This is a genomic window from Curtobacterium sp. 320 (assembly GCF_031455235.1).
Lineage (GTDB): Bacteria > Actinomycetota > Actinomycetes > Actinomycetales > Microbacteriaceae > Curtobacterium.
Genome location: NZ_JAVDSI010000015.1, coordinates 40,501 through 57,588, shown reverse-complemented (window position 1 = coordinate 57,588; position 17,088 = coordinate 40,501). Strand labels below are relative to the sequence as shown.

General features: G+C 72.4%; 17 protein-coding genes. 12 read left to right on the top strand and 5 right to left on the bottom strand.

Translation table 11 applies throughout. The annotated features are described in order from the left end of the window. Positions 1-88: 88 nt before the first annotated feature. Complete coding sequence (locus J2X60_RS16580) at positions 89-640, bottom strand: helix-turn-helix domain-containing protein (protein WP_309889046.1); 552 nt, start codon at positions 638-640, stop codon at positions 89-91. A gap of 53 nt (positions 641-693) precedes the next feature. On the opposite strand from J2X60_RS16580, the gene J2X60_RS16575 reads away from it, so the two are divergent. After that, positions 694-1,905, top strand: a complete 1,212-nt coding sequence (locus J2X60_RS16575; RefSeq protein WP_309889043.1) for an MFS transporter — start codon at positions 694-696, stop codon at positions 1,903-1,905. On the opposite strand, the gene J2X60_RS16570 is transcribed toward J2X60_RS16575, so the two are convergent. Beyond that, positions 1,811-2,149, bottom strand: coding sequence for a hypothetical protein (locus J2X60_RS16570; RefSeq protein WP_309776780.1), 339 nt, complete (start codon positions 2,147-2,149; stop codon positions 1,811-1,813). The two genes, J2X60_RS16575 and J2X60_RS16570, sit on opposite strands and share 95 nt — an antisense overlap. Positions 2,150-2,213: 64 nt before the next feature. Here J2X60_RS16570 and J2X60_RS16565 point away from each other — a divergent pair, with 64 nt between their 5' ends. From J2X60_RS16565 to J2X60_RS16550, 4 genes are all read left to right on the top strand, one after another. Continuing rightward, the gene (locus J2X60_RS16565; RefSeq protein ID WP_309889042.1) at positions 2,214-3,479 is read left to right on the top strand and encodes a sensor histidine kinase; all 1,266 of its coding nucleotides are present in this window, start codon (positions 2,214-2,216) and stop codon (positions 3,477-3,479) included. Next, positions 3,461-4,141 carry a response regulator transcription factor gene (locus J2X60_RS16560; RefSeq protein WP_309776784.1) on the top strand — a complete coding sequence of 227 codons (681 nt, stop codon included), beginning with the start codon at positions 3,461-3,463 and terminating at the stop codon, positions 4,139-4,141. Before J2X60_RS16565 ends, J2X60_RS16560 begins: the two co-directional genes overlap by 19 nt. A 137-nt stretch (positions 4,142-4,278) precedes the next feature. Beyond that, positions 4,279-5,160 (top strand): ATP-binding cassette domain-containing protein, encoded by an 882-nt coding sequence (locus J2X60_RS16555; RefSeq protein ID WP_309889040.1) that lies wholly within the window; start codon positions 4,279-4,281, stop codon positions 5,158-5,160. Next, the gene (locus J2X60_RS16550) at positions 5,157-6,233 is read left to right on the top strand and encodes an ABC transporter permease (protein ID WP_309776788.1); all 1,077 of its coding nucleotides are present in this window, start codon (positions 5,157-5,159) and stop codon (positions 6,231-6,233) included. The genes J2X60_RS16555 and J2X60_RS16550 overlap by 4 nt, the downstream gene beginning before the upstream one ends. 75 nt (positions 6,234-6,308) lie before the next feature. Here J2X60_RS16550 and J2X60_RS16545 read toward each other — a convergent pair whose 3' ends face one another. Beyond that, positions 6,309-6,899, bottom strand: a complete 591-nt coding sequence (locus J2X60_RS16545; protein ID WP_309889037.1) for a TetR/AcrR family transcriptional regulator — start codon at positions 6,897-6,899, stop codon at positions 6,309-6,311. A gap of 160 nt (positions 6,900-7,059) precedes the next feature. On the opposite strand from J2X60_RS16545, the gene J2X60_RS16540 reads away from it, so the two are divergent. Beyond that, positions 7,060-7,809 (top strand): SDR family oxidoreductase, encoded by a 750-nt coding sequence (locus J2X60_RS16540; RefSeq protein WP_309889035.1) that lies wholly within the window; start codon positions 7,060-7,062, stop codon positions 7,807-7,809. A 40-nt stretch (positions 7,810-7,849) separates the two neighbouring features. Here the strand turns inward: J2X60_RS16540 and J2X60_RS16535 are convergent, their stop codons facing one another. Then, complete coding sequence (locus tag J2X60_RS16535) at positions 7,850-8,353, bottom strand: flavin reductase family protein (RefSeq protein ID WP_070418022.1); 504 nt, start codon at positions 8,351-8,353, stop codon at positions 7,850-7,852. Beyond that, positions 8,350-8,865, bottom strand: a complete 516-nt coding sequence (locus J2X60_RS16530; protein ID WP_070418021.1) for an NADPH-dependent FMN reductase — start codon at positions 8,863-8,865, stop codon at positions 8,350-8,352. The genes J2X60_RS16535 and J2X60_RS16530 overlap by 4 nt, the downstream gene beginning before the upstream one ends. Positions 8,866-9,506: 641 nt before the next feature. Between J2X60_RS16530 and J2X60_RS16525 the strand changes: the two genes are divergently transcribed. Genes J2X60_RS16525 through J2X60_RS16500 form a run of 6 tightly spaced genes read left to right on the top strand, consistent with a single transcriptional unit; the run spans position 9,507 to position 17,051 of the window. Then, positions 9,507-10,688, top strand: a complete 1,182-nt coding sequence (locus tag J2X60_RS16525) for a sugar ABC transporter substrate-binding protein (protein WP_070418020.1) — start codon at positions 9,507-9,509, stop codon at positions 10,686-10,688. Continuing rightward, entirely contained in the window at positions 10,685-12,316 is a 1,632-nt protein-coding gene (locus tag J2X60_RS16520) for a sugar ABC transporter ATP-binding protein (protein ID WP_071295728.1), read from the top strand. Before J2X60_RS16525 ends, J2X60_RS16520 begins: the two co-directional genes overlap by 4 nt. Beyond that, the gene (locus J2X60_RS16515) at positions 12,316-13,353 is read left to right on the top strand and encodes an ABC transporter permease (RefSeq protein ID WP_070418018.1); all 1,038 of its coding nucleotides are present in this window, start codon (positions 12,316-12,318) and stop codon (positions 13,351-13,353) included. The genes J2X60_RS16520 and J2X60_RS16515 overlap by 1 nt, the downstream gene beginning before the upstream one ends. Positions 13,354-13,384: 31 nt before the next feature. Next, positions 13,385-14,497: a pyrimidine utilization protein A gene (gene rutA, locus J2X60_RS16510; protein WP_071295727.1), complete on the top strand. Its 1,113-nt coding sequence runs from the start codon at positions 13,385-13,387 to the stop codon at positions 14,495-14,497. Then, entirely contained in the window at positions 14,494-15,402 is a 909-nt protein-coding gene (locus J2X60_RS16505) for a carbon-nitrogen hydrolase family protein (protein WP_309889029.1), read from the top strand. The genes rutA and J2X60_RS16505 overlap by 4 nt, the downstream gene beginning before the upstream one ends. Next, a complete protein-coding gene (locus J2X60_RS16500) occupies positions 15,399-17,051 on the top strand; it encodes an amidase (RefSeq protein WP_309889027.1) in 1,653 nt (550 codons plus the stop codon). Before J2X60_RS16505 ends, J2X60_RS16500 begins: the two co-directional genes overlap by 4 nt. Positions 17,052-17,088: the final 37 nt, after the last annotated feature.

Sequence of the window (17,088 nt, the reverse complement as noted above, 5' to 3'; positions counted from 1 at the left end):
GTACCGACGGGGGAGAGCACGGCGCGCCCCCTCGTGCGGGTGACGGCGAGGAGCGTGCAGTCCCTCGACGATCGACGCCCCCGTCGGGTCAGAGGAGCGCGTCGGCGACGGCACGCGCGGTAGCGGTCCCGAGGCCCGGTTCGCGGAGGCGCATCGCGAGGTACCCCGAGACGAGGAGCAGCAGCTGCTCGGCGAGCGCCCCGGCGTGTGCGCCGACCACGGGCTCGGCCGACTCGGTCAGGCGTCGCCGCAGGGTGTCCGTCTCACGGTCGAGGACCGCGCGGACGTCGGACGGGGCGTCGACGTACTCGGCCGCCGTGCCGAGGAACGCGCACCACCGCGACCCCGACGGCGTGGAGCGGTACGCGTCGAGGGCGTCGAACACCGCCAGCAGTCGGCCGCGGTCGTCCTCGGCGGCGTCGACGGCGCGGTCCCACGTGGCGAGCCAGTCGTCGTGTCGACGGGCGAGTGCCGCGGCGACGAGTGACTCCTTGCTGGCGTACCCGCGGTAGAGCGTGGCGCTCGAGATCCCCGCGCGCTCGAGGACGGCGTCGATCGGCGTCGCGGCGATGCCCCGGGTGAAGAAGAGCTCCTCGGCGGCGTCGAGCAGCTTCTGCTCGGTTCCTGGACGCATCGCCATGAGAGCACCCTAGGCTCTCAAAAGTGAAACGATCGTTTTCGTTACGACAGTCGGTGTTCCTGGGGAGCGGCCTCGGCCTGATCGCCGCGACGTACGGCCTGGTCCGGCTGGCGTACGGGCTGTTCCTGCCCGACGTCCAGCGGGACCTCGGGCTGCGCGCCGACGCTGCGGGGTGGGTCTCGTCCGGAGCCTCGGCGCTGTACTGCGTGGGTGCCGTGGTCGGGTACCGCTGTGCCGGCCGCGTGCCCCGGGTCCTCGTGGCGGTCGCCGCATCTGTCGCGGGCGGTGGTGCACTCGGCATGGCCGCGGCCGGCGACCCCACGGCGTTCGCGATCGCATCGGTCGTCGGTTCGGCGGGCGCGGGGCTGGCCTCGCCCGCACTCGTCAGTCTCGTGACGACCCTCGTGCCGCAGCCGGCACAGGGCCGGGCGCAGGCCGTGGTGAACGCCGGGACGGGCCCCGGCCTCGTCGCCGCGGGCGTGCTCGCGCTCGTGCTCCTGCCCGACTGGCGGACCGCGTGGACGTGGTCCGGGATCGCGGCGCTGGTCGTCGGGGTGGTCCTGCTCGCGTCCTCGTGGTCGCCCCGCCGGACGGCGACGGCCGGGCAGACCCCCACGAAGCGAGCACCGGCCCCGGACCGGGCGTGGTGGACGGCGCACCGTGCGGTCCTCGTGCTCGCCCTGCTCTTCGGCGCAGGGTCGGCGGTCGTGTGGACGTACGGCCGCTCGGTGCTCGTCGACGCCGGCGCACCGGTCGCCGTCTCGGTGTCCGCGTGGACCGCGCTCGGCGCGGGTGGTGCCGCCGTCGTGGCGACCGCCCGGTGGACGAGTCGGCTCCGTGCCCGGACGCAGTGGACGCTCACCACCGCCGCCGTCGCCCTCGGTGTGCTGGCGCTCGGCACGGTGCCGCAGTGGACGCCTGTGGCGCTCGTCGCCTGCGCCGTGTTCGGCTGGGGGTACACGGCGGCGACCGGGGCCCTGATCGCGTGGACCACCGAGGTCGATACGGAGCGGTCCTCGGCCGGCACCTCGGTGCTCTTCGTGGCGCTCGTCCTCGGCCAGGCCGGCGGTGCCGCGGCGGCGGGAGCGGTCGTCGAACCGCTGGGTTCGCTCGGCACCTTCGGGGCCGGGGCGCTCGTGACGGCCGCCTGCGCGGTGCTCGGCGCCCGGGTCAGAGCAGCGGGCGCAGCTCGATCTTCCGGTTGCACGCCACCGACGCCTCCTGCGCGACCCGCCGCGCGGTCTCGGCGTCCGGCAGGTCCATGACCCAGAACCCGGCGACGAACTCCGCCGGGTCCCCGACGAGCCCCGGGGTCGTGGTCGGCTCGGCGCGACGGGCGTCGACCACCACGGCGTCCGACGGCGCGGACACCCCGGCCGCGAAGACGACGGCGTCGCCGAGCCGCTCGTTGAGCGCGTCGACCGCGTCCGCCTCGGTCCGTGTCGCGGACTCGGTCCGACCGGCGGCCTCGGCCTGCCCGTCGTCGATGACGTTGACGAGGAACTGCATGGTGCCTCCCCTGTTCGGTTGGCGGCAGGCTACTCCGGCCATCGCACCCGCTACCGTGGTGACCATGGGGACGACCGCGGAGTGGTCACGGCTGCCGGTGGGGCGCCGCGAGTTCCGCCAGGACGCCCTCCTCGCACTCGTCCTCGGCGCCGGACTGGCGATCACGACGATGCTCTACGGGTCGGCCGGGACCTACGGCGACGACCAGGCAGCGTGGTGGGTCTCGGCGCTGCTCGTCGTTGCGAACGCCGCACCGGTCGCGTTCCGCCGCCGCTGGCCGATGACGATGGCGGTCGTCTCCGCGCTGGCCTTCGCGGCGACGCAGATCCTGCACGTGCCCGAGGTCTTCCTCGTGAACTTCACGCTGTTCATCGCCCTGTACACGGTCGGTGCGTGGTGCTCGGACCGTGTGCGCGCCGAGGTCGTGCGCTGGGTGGTCATCGGCGGCATGTTCGCCTGGCTGTTCGTCGCGATCGCCTTCGGCTGGGCGGTGCCGAACGCGCTGCCGAACGACGACGGCGGCCTCATCCCGCCGTACATCGCGCTCTCGCTGCTCAACATCGTGATCAACGTCATCTACTTCGGCGCCGCCTGGTACGCCGGCAACCGGGCCTGGGCGTCGGCGGTGGCGAAACACGAGCTCGACCTCCGCACCGCCGAGCTCGCCGCCGAACGCGAGCGGAGCGCTGCCCAGGCGGTGACGATCGAGCGCGTGCGCATCGCCCGCGAACTCCACGACGTCGTGGCGCACCACGTGTCGCTCATGGGGGTGCAGGCCGGCGCGGCTCGACGCGTGATCGGCCACGACCCCGAGCAGGCGACGGCGTCGCTCGGCGTGGTCGAGCAGAGCGCCCGGACCGCCGTCGAGGAGCTCCGCCGGATGCTCGGCACCCTGCGCGCCGACGAGGACGGCGGCGACGACGTCCGCGCCGCTCCGAGCACCGAGGGGCTCGGCCGGATCGGCGAGCTCGCCGACTCGGCCCGGACCGCTGGGCACCCGACCGAGTACGTCGTGGTGGGCAGCGTCCGCGACGTCCCACCCACGGTCTCGGCGGTCGCGTACCGGATCGCGCAAGAGGCCGTGACGAACGTCCTCAAGCACGCCGGCCCGACGGCCCGGGCGGACGTCCGGGTGCGGTACCTCGACGACGGCCTCGAGGTCGAGGTCACCGACGACGGACACGGCGACCGGGCACCGCGGAACACCGCGGGCAGCGGACTCGGCCACGTGGGGATGCGCGAACGCGTCGCCGCGGTGGGCGGACGGATCGAGATCGGGCCGCGCGCCCGGGGAGGCTGGCTGGTGCGGGCATGGCTGCCGACGACCTGACCATCGTGCTCGCGGACGACCAGGACCTCGTCCGGGCCGGCTTCCGCGTCATCCTCGAGTCCGAGCCGGGGTTCCGGGTCGTCGGCGAGGCCGCTGACGGCGCCGAGGCGGTCGAGGCCGTGCGGGCGCTCCGACCGGACGTGGTGTGCCTCGACGTCCAGATGCCGAACGTCGACGGGCTCGAGGCGGCGCGCCGGATCGCCGCGCTCCCGGAGCCCCCGGCCGTGCTCGTCCTGACGACCTTCGACCACGACGACGCCCTCTTCCAGGCGCTCGAGGCCGGGGCGAGCGGGTTCCTGCTGAAGAACGCCTCCCCCGAGCGGCTGATCGACGCCGTCCGCACCGTGGCGGCCGGCGACGCGCTGCTCGCCCCGGACGTGACCCGCCGGGTGATCAGCCGCGCGACCGCCGGGTCCGGGGCGCCCGCGGCACCGGACGGCCACGACGCGGTCGTCACGGCGGGGCTGACCGAGCGTGAGACCGAAGTCCTCCGGCTGCTCGCCCGCGGGCTGAGCAACGCCGAGATCGCGACGGAGCTGTGGGTCGGTGAGGCCACCGTGAAGACCCACGTGTCGAACGTCCTCCAGAAGCTCGGTCTACGCGACCGCATCCAGGCGGTCGTCTGGGCCTTCGAGCACGGCGTGGCCGGAACCCCCGCCTAGACCGCCGTCCGACCTGCGCTCCCCCACGCGGCGGAGCCCGCGGCGCCCCGATCCCCGTCGCCAGCCGGAGGCGCCCGTCGCACCCCGCGCAATAGCGTCGACGCAGGCGGAGCGAACCGCCGCGAGAGGGGAACGACATGCTCACCATCGACGGGGTGACCAAGCAGTACGGCGACCGCCGCGTGCTCGACGACGTGACGTTCACGGTCGGCGACGGACGCCTGACCGGGTTCGTCGGCGGCAACGGCGCCGGCAAGACCACCACGATGCGGATCCTGCTCGGCGTGCTCCAGGCCGACGCCGGCACCGTGTCCATCGACGGCACCACGATCGGCCCGGCCGACCGTGGTCGCTTCGGTTACATGCCGGAGGAGCGCGGGCTCTACCCGAAGATGCCGGTCGCCGAGCAGATCACGTACTTCGCCCGGCTGCACGGCGTCGACAAGCGCACCGCGGCGAGCCGCACCACCGACCTGCTCGACCGGCTCGGCCTGGCGCCGCACGCCACCGACGCCGTCGAGAAGCTGTCCCTCGGCAACCAGCAGCGCGTGCAGGTCGCCGCCGCGCTCGCCCACGACCCCGAGGTCCTCGTGCTCGACGAGCCGTTCTCCGGCCTCGACCCGATGGCCGTCGACGTCGTGCTCGCCGTCCTGCGCGAGGCAGCGGCGGGTGGCGTGCCCGTGCTGTTCTCGAGCCACCAGCTGGACGTCGTCGAGCGGCTCTGCGACGACGTCGTGGTGATCGCCGGGGGCACGATCCGCGCCGCCGGCCCGCAGGACGAACTGCGGAAGCAGGCCGGCCCCGCCGCGTGGGAGCTCCTCGTCGACGGGGACGTCGCCTGGCTCCGCGACGAACCGGGCGTCACCGTCCGCGAGTTCGACGGCGGGTACGCCGTGTTCGAGGCCGACGACGCCACCGCGCAGCGCGTCCTGCAGCGGGCCGTCCAGCACGGCACCGTCGGGTCGTTCTCGCCGCGTGTCCCGCGGCTCAGCGAGGTCTTCCGGGAGGTCGTCCGATGAACGGCTCGTTCGTCCAGTCCGTGCGGCTCGTCGCCGCGCGCGAGATCCAGGCCCGCGTCCGCAGCAAGGCGTTCGTCGTGTCCGCCGGCATCCTCATCCTCATGGTCGTCGCGTCGATCGTCGTCGGCGGCATCGTCGGCAAGGCCACGGCGGGCGACACCACCCCGGTCGCGGTCGTCGACGGGGTCAGCCTGCCGACCAGCAAGGGGCTCGACGTCACCGAGGCGCCGACCGCTGCAGCCGCCGAACGACTCGTCGAGAACGGTGACGTCGACGCGGCGGTCCTGCCGTCCGACGACCCGCTCGGCTACAAGGTCGTGGGGCTCGACGACGCCCCGACCGACGTCGTCCAGGCGCTGAGCGTCTCCCCCCGCATCGAGCTGCTCGACCCGAACGCGATCCCCGGTGGCCTGATCTACATCGTGGCGCTGGCCTTCGGCGTCGTGTACTTCGCGTCCGCCGTGACCTTCGGTCAGTCGATCGCGCAGAGCGTCGTCGAGGAGAAGTCCACCCGCGTCGTCGAGATCCTGATGGCGGCGATCCCGGCCCGGGCACTCCTGGCCGGCAAGGTCCTCGGCAACAGCGTGATGGCCTTCGCGCAGATCGTCGCGGTGGCGATCGCGGCGGCGGTGACGCTCGCGGTCACCGGGCAGGACAACATGTTCACGGTGCTCGGCCCGAGCATGCTCTGGTTCGTCGGGTTCTTCGCGATCGGCTTCGTGCTCATCGCCTCGCTGTTCGCGGCGGCCGCGGTGCTCGTCTCCCGTCAGGAGGACGTCGGCAGCGTCACCACCCCCGTGATGATGCTCGTGATGATCCCGTACATCCTCATCATCGTCGCGTACAACAACCCGACGATCCTCGGCGTGATGTCCTACGTGCCGTTCAGCGCGCCGATCGGGATGCCGATGCGGATCTTCCTCGGGACCGCCGAGTGGTGGGAGCCGATCCTGTCCCTCGTCATCGTGGCGGTCTCGGTCGTGCTCGTCGTGGTCGTCGGCGCCCGGATCTACGAGAACGCGCTGCTGCGCACCGGCAGCCGGGTGAAGCTGACGGAGGCACTGCGCGGCTGACGCCGCAGGACCGGACGGGAGGCGCGGTGCGGGTGAGCGGATCTGCTCACCCGCTCCGCGCCTGGCGTCCCTGCGTCACGCCGGGAACGCGCGCAGCGCACGTTCCACGACGGCCGCGAGCTCGCGTCGGCTCGCGCCGCCGCTCGCCTGCACGGCGAGCCCGGCCGACACCGTGACGACGTACTTCGCGAGTTCGTCCGGGTCCTCGTCGACTGCCAGGTCCCCGGCGTCCCGTGCGGCGCGGAACCGGTCGGCGATCCGCCGCTCACCGCCGGCGCGGCTCTCCTCGAGGAACTCGACGATCCGGCGGTCCTCGTCACCGGATGCGAGCCCACCCTGGATGGACAGGCACCCGGCCGGCCGCCCCGGAGCCGTGACCGCGGCGACGTTGCTGCGGAGGTAGTGCTCGGCGACCGCGCGCGCCGTCGGTTCGGCGAGCGCGTCCCCGACGTACGCCATCTCGACCTCGGCGTAGCGTCCCAGAGCCTTGCGGAACGTGGCCTCCTTGTTGCCGAACGCTGCGTAGAGACTCGGCCGGTTGATGCCCATGGCGGTGGTGAGGTCCTCGAGGCTCGTGCCGGCGTACCCCTGCCGCCAGAACACCTCGACAGCGCGCTCGAGCGCCTCGTCGATGTCGAACGCACGTGGTCGTCCTCGTGTCGCCATGCCGAACCCCTCGATCTGTACCGCTGGGACCAGAATACCGCCATGGCCGGTTCTGTACCAGTCGGTACAGATTTGACAACTGGTGAGATCGGGTCTAGGTTCCATATCTGTACCGACCGGTACGCAAATGCTCCCGCGGGAGCTGGAGAGAGGAACGACCATGGGTGAGTTCACCGGGACCACAGCACTCGTCACGGGCGGGACGTCGGGCATCGGCCTGGCCGTCGTCCGTCGACTCGTCGCCGAGGGCGCGCACGTCGTCGTGACGGGACGTCGTCAGCACGCGCTCGACGCGGTGTCCGACGAACTCGGCGACGCGGTCACGACCGTGCAGGGCGACGTGGCGGTCGCCGCCGACGTCGAGCGGGTGTCCGCGGCGATCGCCGCCCGCGGGGAACAGCTCGGCCTCGTCTTCGCGAACGCCGGCGGCGGCGAGTTCGCGCCGCTCGGCCAGATCAGCTGGGACCACTACACGACGACGTTCAACGCGAACGTCGGTGGCGTCGTCAACACCGTGCAGGGAGCGCTGCCGCACCTGGCACGGGGCTCGGCCATCGTGCTGACCGGCTCGAACATCGACGTCAAGGGCAACCCGGCGTTCAGCATCTACGCCGCGACGAAGGCGGCGGTCCGATCACTCGCGCGGAGCTGGGCCGCCGAGCTCGTCGAGGGTGGCGTGCGGGTCAACGTCGTCGCTCCCGGGCCGATCGGCACGCCCGGCCTGTCCGGTCTGGCCGGCAGCCCCGAGGACGCCGAGGCGCTGCTCGGCGGGCTCGCGTCCGGGGTGCCGATGCAGCGACTGGGCACCGAGGACGAGGTCGCGGACGCCGTGCTCTTCCTCGGTTCACCGCGCAGCAGCTACGTCACGGGTGCGGAGCTGTACGTCGACGGGGGCGCGAGCCAGATCTGACCCGCCGCGGGCGCGCGCAGGCGCTCAGGCGCTCAGGCGCTCAGGCGCTGAGCGTCGCGAAGGCGGACCGGTGCCAGACCAGCGGGCTGTGCGCGAAGTCCGACATGAGTCCGAGGACCCGCAGCACGACGATGTCGTGGTCACCCGCGGGGTAGGTGTGCTCGACGGCGCACTCGAGCCAGATCGGAGCCCCCTCGAGGAAGACCGACCCCGACTCGGACACCGTCGTGTCGACGCCGACGAACCGGACCGACTTGTCCTTCGACGCGAGCTGCCGGGTGACCTGCGCGTGCCCCTCGCCGAGGATCGAGACCCCGATCGTGCCGGCCGCACGCAGCACCGGCCACGTCGACGACGTGTGCTGCACCGCGAACATCACGAGCGGCGGGTCCTGCGACACCCCCACGGTGAAGGACGAGGCGACGAGCACCGTGGGCTCGTCGTCGACGACGGCGGCGAGCGCCGCGACCCCGCAGGGGAAGCCGGAGAACGCCTGACGGAGGGCACCGAGGTCGGGGGCCTCGGGCGAGTAGGGGCTGATCATGAGCGGGTTCCTTCCTGGAGGCTCGCGGTCGCGCCGAGGACGACGTCGCGCCACCGGGCGAGCCAGACCTCGGTCGATGCGGGCTCGGAGTACTGCTTGTCGTTGAGGTACAGGGCCGGAGCCGGGACGGTCGCACCGAGCTCGACGAGCACGGGCTTGAGGAAGACCTCGGGGGCGAGGGCGTGCGCGGGGCCGGCGCCGAGCATCAGCGGGACGGCGACGACACCGGCGAGGCCGTCCCCGGTGGCGAACTGGTCGAGGAAGAGCTTGAGGACGCCGGTGTAGGTCGCCTTGAACGTGGGCGAGGCGACGACGACGAGGTCGGACGCGGCGACGGTGCGCACCGCTTCCGACACCGCGTCGTCGCCCCAGCCGAGCAGGCCCGGGCCGAGGTCGATCACGTCGACGACGTGGTCGGGTGCCCGACCGGTGAGGCGTTCGAGCACGACCGTGGCCGCGTCGAGCGTCCGCGATGCCGGCTTGGGGTTGCCGGCGACGACGGTGGTGATCATCGATCTGCTCCTGCGGTCGGGGACGGTGTGCGACTGCAGTCCATCCGCCGTTCGTTTCGCCTCCGTGGCGCGCCCGTATCGGGTGGGTTACGCCAGGGGGCGCCGGATGCCACGGCGGGGAATGCCCTGGTCAGCGGGTGCCGCTCCGGGCGGGTCCGTCGCATTCCGCCAGCGGGGTCCGCTCGGCCGACCGCCGACTTGTGAGAGACGCGTTACCGGAAGTCGGCGCGATTGCTTCCGGGGTGTTTCGCCCGGGCGGCGCCGCCGCACGGACGCGCGGATCCGCACCGCTCCGGGGTGGGGCGGCGGGATCGCCCGCCCCGGAACGGCGCGGCACGGCGGCTCGTCGACGCTGTGGCGCCGGTGGCCTAACACCGGCGAAACAAACGCCTAACAGGACCGTTACCGCCGGGCACCCGCTGGCGGCCCGCAGCCCGTTACATTCGCATCAGCCCCACCGGAGCGGCCCCGTCATCCCCGACGCATCGCCCCCGGCGGAGCGCTCTCCCACACCCCGAAGTGACCGACGCCCCTCGTCGTCACGCCCACCCCGCGCCGCGGGGTGTTCGGCGTACCCGCAGCACCGGCAGCACCCGCACCCGTCACCCGTCCCCGCACCACGTCCTGGAGGTCCTCGACCGATGTCGTCCCCCGCACCCACCCGAACGCGGCTCGCACGTCCCGCGCTCCTGGCCGCCGCACTCAGCGGTGTGCTGTTCCTGTCCGCCTGCTCCGCCACCTCGACGGCCTCGACCGACTCGTCCGACGACTCCGCCGGGGTCGAGCACGCCACCAGCCAGATCACGGCGGCGAGCGTCGACCCGGAGTTCACCTTCGAGGGCAAGCCGTTCGACATGTCGAAGATCGCGGGCAAGACGATCTTCAACATCCCGAACTCGTCCGCCGTGCCGTTCATCGTGTCCGTCGACGAGGCGGGGCAGCAGCTCGCCGAGGAGTACGGCGCGAAGTGGATCGAGTACACGAACCAGGGCACGCCGACCGAGCAGTCCGCCGGCATCGACCAGGCGATCAGCCGGAAGGCCGACATCATCGTCCTCGCGCAGGGCGTCAACGGCGAGCTCATCGTCCCGGCGCTCAAGCGTGCGAAGGCCGCCGGCATCCCGGTGCTCATCAGCCACACGTACCAGACGGGTGAGGCGCTCCCCGACCAGCTGCAGGACCTCGTCGCCGCCCAGGTGACCGCGCCCTTCCACGAGGCCGCGAAGCTCAACGCCGACTGGGCCATCAAGGAGACGAAGGGCGCGGGCGACGTGCTCATCATCACCTCGTCGGAGGTCCCGCCGTCGGACGGCATCGTCAAGGCCATGCAGGAGGAGTTCGACGAGTACTGCTCGGGCTGCAAGGTGAAGGTCACGAACGTGCCGGTCGCCGACTGGGCGACGAAGATCTCGTCGACCGTCCAGTCCGCGATCCAGTCCGACCCGAACCTCGACTACGTCCTGCCCGTGTACGACTCGATGGCCCTCTTCGTCGAGGCCGGGGTGACGGCGGCCGGCAAGACCGGCCAGGTCTTCACGTCCTCGTACAACGGCACGCCCGCAGTGATGAAGATCCTGCAGGAGGGCAACGTCATGACGATGGACATCGGCGAGAACATGGAGTGGCTCGCCTACGCCACGCTCGACCAGGCCGGTCGCGTCCTGACCGACACCCCGATCATCGAGGACGGCGACGAGCAGACCCCGCTCAAGGTGTTCACGAAGGACAACGTCGACGAGGCCGGCACGCCGCCCGCGCCGAGCAAGGGCTACGGCGACGCGTACAAGACCGGGTACGAGGAGATCTGGGGTCCGGCGAAGTGAGCGCCACCCGGGAGGCACGGCGCAGCCCCGCAGCGTCCGCTGCGGTCGTCGAGGCCGGTGCGACCACCGCGCCGGTCCTGCGGATCAGCGGGCTCACCAAACGGTTCGGCGGACTGACCGCGCTCGACGACGTCGAACTCGAGGTCCGTCCGGGCCAGGTGCACGCGCTGCTCGGCGAGAACGGTTCCGGCAAGTCGACCCTCATCAAGATCCTGTCCGGCACCTACGCGCCGGACCCGGGAGCGACGATCGAGGTCCGCGGCTCCCGGCTCCCGCTGCCGGTGCCTCCCGGGTACTTCCGCCGCGTCGGCATCAGCTTCGTGCACCAGGACCTGGCCCTCGTGCCGTCGCTCGGGGTGACCGAGAACCTCCGGCTCGCCACCGTCGTCGCCGGCCGCGGTCCGTTCGTCCGCTGGGGCGCCGAGCACCGGGCGGCTGCCGAGCTCTTCGCCCGCTACGGCGTGGACATCGACCCGCGGGCCCGGATCGAGGAACTGACCGACACGCAGAAGGCGCTCGTCGCGATCCTGCGGGCCGTCGCCGAACTGGGTGACGACCGGGCGCTCATCGTCCTCGACGAACCGACGGTGTTCCTGCCGAAGGAGGACGCGGACCTGCTCTTCCGCGTCGTCAAGGACCTCGTGTCCGACGGCCGCACGTCGGCCCTCCTCGTGTCGCACGACATGTCCGAGGTCCTCGAGCACGCCGACCGCGTCACGGTCCTCCGGGCCGGTCGGGTCCAGGCGCACCGGGACACCGCGACCACGACCGCGGACGAGCTCGTCTCGCTCATCGTCGGACGCGGGCTCGACGGCGCGGCCGCACGCAGTGCCCGCCCCGCCACCACGGGCGACGCGGTCGTGACGGTCCGGGACCTCCGGGCCGGTGTCGTCGACGGGCTCTCGTTCGACGTCGCGGACGGCGAGGTCGTCGGCATCACCGGGCTCGCCGGCTCGGGCGTCGAGGACGTGCTTCCAGGCCTGTACGGCGCCCGGGCGGCGACCGGGACCCTCACGGTCCGGGACGCCACGGTCGACCTCGGCGCCACCAGCCCGGCGACCTCGATCGCCCGCGGGGTCGTCTACGTCCCCGCCGACCGCAAGCGCGAGGGCGGTGCCCTGACCCTGTCCGTCGAGCAGAACGTGACCCTGCCCGTCCTCGGGAAGCTCCGCGGACTGCTCGGGCTCTCGCCGGCACGGGAGCGGTCGCACGTCGAGGGCCTCGTCCGCGACTGGGACGTCCGTCCCGCCGACCCCTCCGCGCTCTTCGGCACGCTCTCCGGCGGCAACCAGCAGAAGGCCGTCCTCGCGAAGTGGATGCAGGACGACCCGCGGCTCGTGCTGCTCCAGGAGCCGACGCAGGGCATCGACGTCGGCGCCCGTGCGGCGATCTTCTCGATGCTCCGCCGGACCGCCGACCAGGGCGTCTCGATCGTCTGCGCCTCGACCGACTACGACCAGCTCGCCCAGATGTGCGACCGGGTCGTGGTCCTCGCCCACGGCCGCGTCCACGACGTGCTCACCGGCGACCGGATCGACCGCGACGTCATCGCGGCGGCCGTCGTCGCCAGCCTCGTCGATCCCGCTCCCTCCTCCCCCGACTCCTCCCCCGTCAAGGAGACCGCCTGATGTCCACCACCGCCGAACCCGCCCTCGAGACGTCGATCGTCCGCCCCACCCGCCCGCGCTTCTCGTGGGGGCACACCGAGCGCTACGCCCTGCTCGGCGCCTGGCTCGTCATCGTGATCGCGTTCAGCATCGCGCTCCCCGACACCTACCCGACCCTCGGGAACCTGCAGAACATCCTCGGGTCCCAGTCGGTGCTGCTCATCCTGGCGCTCGGCTTCCTGTTCCCCCTGACCGCGGGTGAGTTCGACCTGTCCGGCGCCTCGACGATGTCGCTCTCCGCCATGACGATCGCCGTCCTCAACGCCAAGATGGACATCCCGCTGCTGCCGGCGATCCTGGTCGGCCTGGCGATCGGCGTGGTCGTCGGCCTGGTGAACGGCCTGCTCACGGTCGCGTTCCGGATCGATTCGTTCATCGTGACGCTCGGCACCTCGACGTTCATGATCGGGATCATCCAGTGGATGAGCGCGTCCTCGTCGGTGACCGGCATCGACCCGGCGCTCGTCCAGGCGACCGTCGGGTGGCGCGGGCTCGCCGGGCTGCCCCTGGCGTTCGTCTACGGCCTGATCGCCACCGTGGTCGTCCTCATCGTCCTGAGTGCCACGCCGGTCGGTCGACGGCTGCTGTTCGTGGGCACCGGTCGCACGGTCGCCGAGCTCTCCGGCCTGAACGTCCGCCGGCTCCGCGTCGGCGCGTTCGTCGGCGCGGGCCTCACCGCGGCGGTGGCCGGGGTCGTCTACGCCGGCACGCTCGGCGGGGCGGACCCCTCGAGCGGGCAGTCGTTCCTGCTCCCCGCGTTCGCCGCCTGCTACCTCGGGGCCACCGCGATCATCCCCGGGCGCTTCAACGCCATCGGCACCTTCATCGCCGTCTACTTCCTGTTCTCCGGCGTCGTCGGGCTCCAGATGCTCGGCGCCGACAACTTCGTCCAGCAGCTCTTCTACGGCGGTGCGCTCATCGTCGCCGTCGCGGTCTCCCAGACGATCCGACGGCACTCCGTCGCGAGCGCCGCCAAGGCCGCCGCCAAGCAGTCCTGACCCTCCTCCACACACAGAAAGCGAGTCCCCCATGGACATCGGAGTCTTCATCCCGATCGGCAGCAACGGCTGGCTCATCTCCACCACCTCGCCGCAGTACAAGCCCTCGTTCGACCTCAACCTCGAGATCGTGCAGAAGGCCGAGTCGTACGGCTTCGACTTCGCCCTGTCGATGATCAAGCTGCGCGGCTTCGGCGGCCCGAGCGGGTTCTGGGACGAGAACCTCGAGTCCTTCACCCTGATGGCCGGCCTCGCTGCCCGGACGGAGCGCATCCGCCTGTTCGCCACCACGGCCGTCCTCACGATCCCGCCGGCGATCGCCGCACGGATGGCCGCCACGATCGACTCGATCTCGCACGGGCGCTTCGGGCTGAACCTCGTCGCCGGGTGGCAGAAGGCGGAGTACGACCAGATGGGGCTCTGGCCGGGCGACGAGGTGCACTTCAAGCGTCGGTACGCCTACCAGACCGAGTACATGCAGGTCATGAAGGAGCTGTGGGAGGACGGCGTCAGCAACTTCCAGGGCGAGTACTTCCAGATGGACGACTGCCGGATGCTGCCGAAGCCGACGTCGCACATCCCGATCGTGTCGGCCGGGCAGTCCTCGCAGGGCATGGCGTTCGCGGCGGAGTACTCGGACTACAACTTCTCGATGGGCGTCGGCGTGAACACCCCGACCGCGTACGCCGAGCAGAACGAGGCGCTCCTCGCCGCGCGGGAGAAGACCGGACGGGACGTCGGCTCCTACGTGCTGTTCATGGTCATCGCCGACGAGACCGACGAGGCCGCGCAGGAGAAGTGGCAGCGGTACAGCGACGGCGTGGACGTCGAGGCCATCGCCTGGATGACCGGGCAGGCGCTCACCGACACGAACGGCGAGGACGGCAACACCGCGAAGCGGATCTCGCTGCCGGAGGGTGCCGTGAACATGAACATGGGCACGCTCGTCGGCTCCTACGAGCACGTCGCGGCGATGCTCGACGAGGCCGCCGACGTCGCGGGCACCAAGGGCATCATGCTCGTGTTCGACGACTTCCTGCAGGGCATGGACGACTTCGGCACCCGCATCCAGCCGCTCATGCGCACCCGCGAGGGCGTCGTGTCGTCGGCGCCCGCCGTCACCCCGAGCGCGGTCACCGCATGACGGCCGGCAGCACGGCGCCGACCCTCGAGGTCGCGGTCGTCCAGGCCGGGCAGATCCCCGCCGACGGCGACGCCGCGCTCGACGGCCTCATCGCGCTGTTCGAGCAGGCCGCCGAGGGCGCCGACCTCGTCGTCTTCCCCGAGCTCACCACCACGCCCTACTTCTGCGGCGTCCGGAACGACAGCCGCAAGGCCTGGGCGCAGCCCGTGCCCGGTCCGGCGACGGCACGGTTCGCCGCGGCCGCGCGGCGACTCGGCACGGCGGTCGTCTTCGGCCTCTACGAAGACGCCGGCGACGCGCAGTACAACAGTGCGGTGCTCATCGACGCCGACGGCACCCTCGTCCACGGCACCGACGTGCACGGCGACCGCGTGCCGGCGTACCGGAAGACGTCGATCCCGACGAACGCGATCTCCGACGTCGACGAGAAGCACTACTTCGCGCCGGGGTCGGGGCCGGTCGTGTTCGACGCGCTCGGCACCCGCTTCGGCATGCTCATCTGCTACGACCGGAGCTTCCCCGAGTACTGGCTCGCGTCACGGGCCGCGGGTGCCGAGGTGATGCTCGTGCTCGTCTCATCGATGGGGTTCCGCGAGACGCTCTTCACGCAGGAGCTGCAGGTGCGCGCCCTCGAGACGCAGACCTGGGTCGTCGCCCCGAACCGCGGCGGCGAGGAGACCGTGGACGGCAAGACCGTGAGCTACTTCGGCCGCTCGTCGGTCGTGTCGCCCCGCGGCGAGCTCGTGGTCTCCGCCCCGGCGCACGAGGCCGGACCCATCGTCCGGGCGACGCTCGACGTCGCCGAGGTGGCCGCGGCGCGAGAGGACTTCCCGCTCGGCCGGGACCGGCAGCCCGGGGTGTTCCGGTACCTCGCGGACGCCCACGCCACGGCGGTGCCGGCGTGACGGACGTGTTCGCGGTCGTGCGCGGGACGATCGCGCCCCAGCTGGAGCAGGCGCTGCACGTCAGCCGAGCGAACCCGCTCCCGGCCGCCCCGTCGTCCCTGCCGGCGGAGCCCGGGCACAGCCAGGCGCTGTTCACCCGGCTCCTCGCGGCGTCGATCGACGCGGCACCGGCCCCCGCGGCACCGGCGGTCGCCCTCACTCCGGGGGCGGCCTCCACGGCCGCGACGGCGTCCGACCCCGCCGCGGCGAGCGTCACCGAGCTGCTCGCGGCCTACCGCGACGGCTCCACCACCCCCAGCGCCGTCGTCGGAGCCCTCGCCCCGCACTGGACGAGCGACGACGTGTGGTCCGACGCCGTCCTCCGCCTGGTCGACGGCGCCGAGCGGGCAGCGGTCGAGTCGACCCGGCGCTGGGCCGCGGGCGAGGCCCGTGCGCTCGAGGGCGTGCCGTTCGCGGTGAAGGACATCATCGACGTCGCGGGGACCGTCGTCACGAGCGGCTCGCTGCAGACCGGTGACCGCGTGGCTCCCGCCGATGCCACCGTGGTCGCCCGGCTCCGTGCGGCCGGGGCGATCCCGGTGTTCACGGCAGCGACGACCGAGTTCGCCTGCGGCGGCCCGCACAACGCCCGGTACGGCGCCGTGCGGAACCCGTGGGACCCCGAGCGCTGGACGGGCGGGTCGTCGACGGGCTCCGGTTCCGCCCTCGCAGCACGCATCGTCCCGCTCGCGCTCGGGTCGGACACCGGCGGATCGATCCGGGTGCCGTCGGCGCTGTGCGGGACGACCGGCATCAAGCCGACGTACGGCCTCGTCCCGCGCACGGGCGTCGCGAGCCTGTCGTGGACGCTCGACCACGTCGGACCGATGGCCCGCACCGCCGAGGACCTCGCGCTCGTGCTCGCCGTGATCGCCGGTGGCGACGGGCAGGACCCCACGACGCACACCGCGGTCCCGCTCGTCGAGGCGGCACCGGGACGGATCGCGGGGATGCGCATCGGCGTGCCCCGGGTCTGGTTCACCGAGCGGGTGGACGGTGCGGTGCTCGACGCGCACGCGGCCGCGGTCGACCGGTTCGCGGCACTCGGGGCCCGGATCGTGCCGATCGAGTTCGACGACCTCGAGGCGATCGACGCCGAGTGCTGGACCGTCTTCTACGGCGAACTCGCGGCCAACCAGGAGGCCAACGCCGCCACCGCCGACCTGTTCGACGCCGGCACCCGTGCGCGGTTCGACGTCGCGTTCACGCCGACGGCCGCGGACTACCTCCGGTCCCTCCGACGCCGTCCGCTCGTGCAGGCCGCGATGGTCGCACGGATGGACGAGGCCGGGGTCGACGTCGTCCTCACGCCGGGGATCGGTGCCACGGCGCCCCGACTCGACGACCTCACCATGACGGTCGACGGCGTGCCGTACAACCTGCACGACGTGATCCCCCGGAACACCCGGGTCTTCGACTACGTCGGCTTCCCGGCGCTCATGATGCCCGCCGGGACCGCGCCGGACGGTCTGCCGGTCGGCGTGCAGCTCGTCGCACGCCCGTGGGACGACCGACTCGTCCTGTCCGCCGCCGCCGCGTTCCAGGAGGTCACCGACCACCACCACCGGGTGCCGCCGGCATCCGCCACGAGAGGGTCGACCGATCAGTAACCGCACCACGGACGAGGACGGCGCCCGCCGACGCGCG

Excerpts from the sequence above, each read along its gene's own strand:
- J2X60_RS16580 (WP_309889046.1), bottom strand. The coding sequence starts at position 640 with ATGGCGATGCGTCCAGGAACCGAGCAGAAGCTGCTCGACGCCGCCGAG.
- J2X60_RS16570 (WP_309776780.1), bottom strand. The coding sequence starts at position 2,149 with ATGCAGTTCCTCGTCAACGTCATCGACGACGGGCAGGCCGAGGCCGCC.
- J2X60_RS16565 (WP_309889042.1), top strand. The coding sequence starts at position 2,214 with ATGGGGACGACCGCGGAGTGGTCACGGCTGCCGGTGGGGCGCCGCGAG.
- J2X60_RS16560 (WP_309776784.1), top strand. The coding sequence starts at position 3,461 with ATGGCTGCCGACGACCTGACCATCGTGCTCGCGGACGACCAGGACCTC.
- J2X60_RS16555 (WP_309889040.1), top strand. The coding sequence starts at position 4,279 with ATGCTCACCATCGACGGGGTGACCAAGCAGTACGGCGACCGCCGCGTG.
- J2X60_RS16550 (WP_309776788.1), top strand. The coding sequence starts at position 5,157 with ATGAACGGCTCGTTCGTCCAGTCCGTGCGGCTCGTCGCCGCGCGCGAG.
- J2X60_RS16545 (WP_309889037.1), bottom strand. The coding sequence starts at position 6,899 with ATGGCGACACGAGGACGACCACGTGCGTTCGACATCGACGAGGCGCTC.
- J2X60_RS16540 (WP_309889035.1), top strand. The coding sequence starts at position 7,060 with ATGGGTGAGTTCACCGGGACCACAGCACTCGTCACGGGCGGGACGTCG.
- J2X60_RS16535 (WP_070418022.1), bottom strand. The coding sequence starts at position 8,353 with ATGATCAGCCCCTACTCGCCCGAGGCCCCCGACCTCGGTGCCCTCCGT.
- J2X60_RS16530 (WP_070418021.1), bottom strand. The coding sequence starts at position 8,865 with ATGATCACCACCGTCGTCGCCGGCAACCCCAAGCCGGCATCGCGGACG.
- J2X60_RS16525 (WP_070418020.1), top strand. The coding sequence starts at position 9,507 with ATGTCGTCCCCCGCACCCACCCGAACGCGGCTCGCACGTCCCGCGCTC.
- J2X60_RS16515 (WP_070418018.1), top strand. The coding sequence starts at position 12,316 with ATGTCCACCACCGCCGAACCCGCCCTCGAGACGTCGATCGTCCGCCCC.
- rutA (WP_071295727.1), top strand. The coding sequence starts at position 13,385 with ATGGACATCGGAGTCTTCATCCCGATCGGCAGCAACGGCTGGCTCATC.
- J2X60_RS16505 (WP_309889029.1), top strand. The coding sequence starts at position 14,494 with ATGACGGCCGGCAGCACGGCGCCGACCCTCGAGGTCGCGGTCGTCCAG.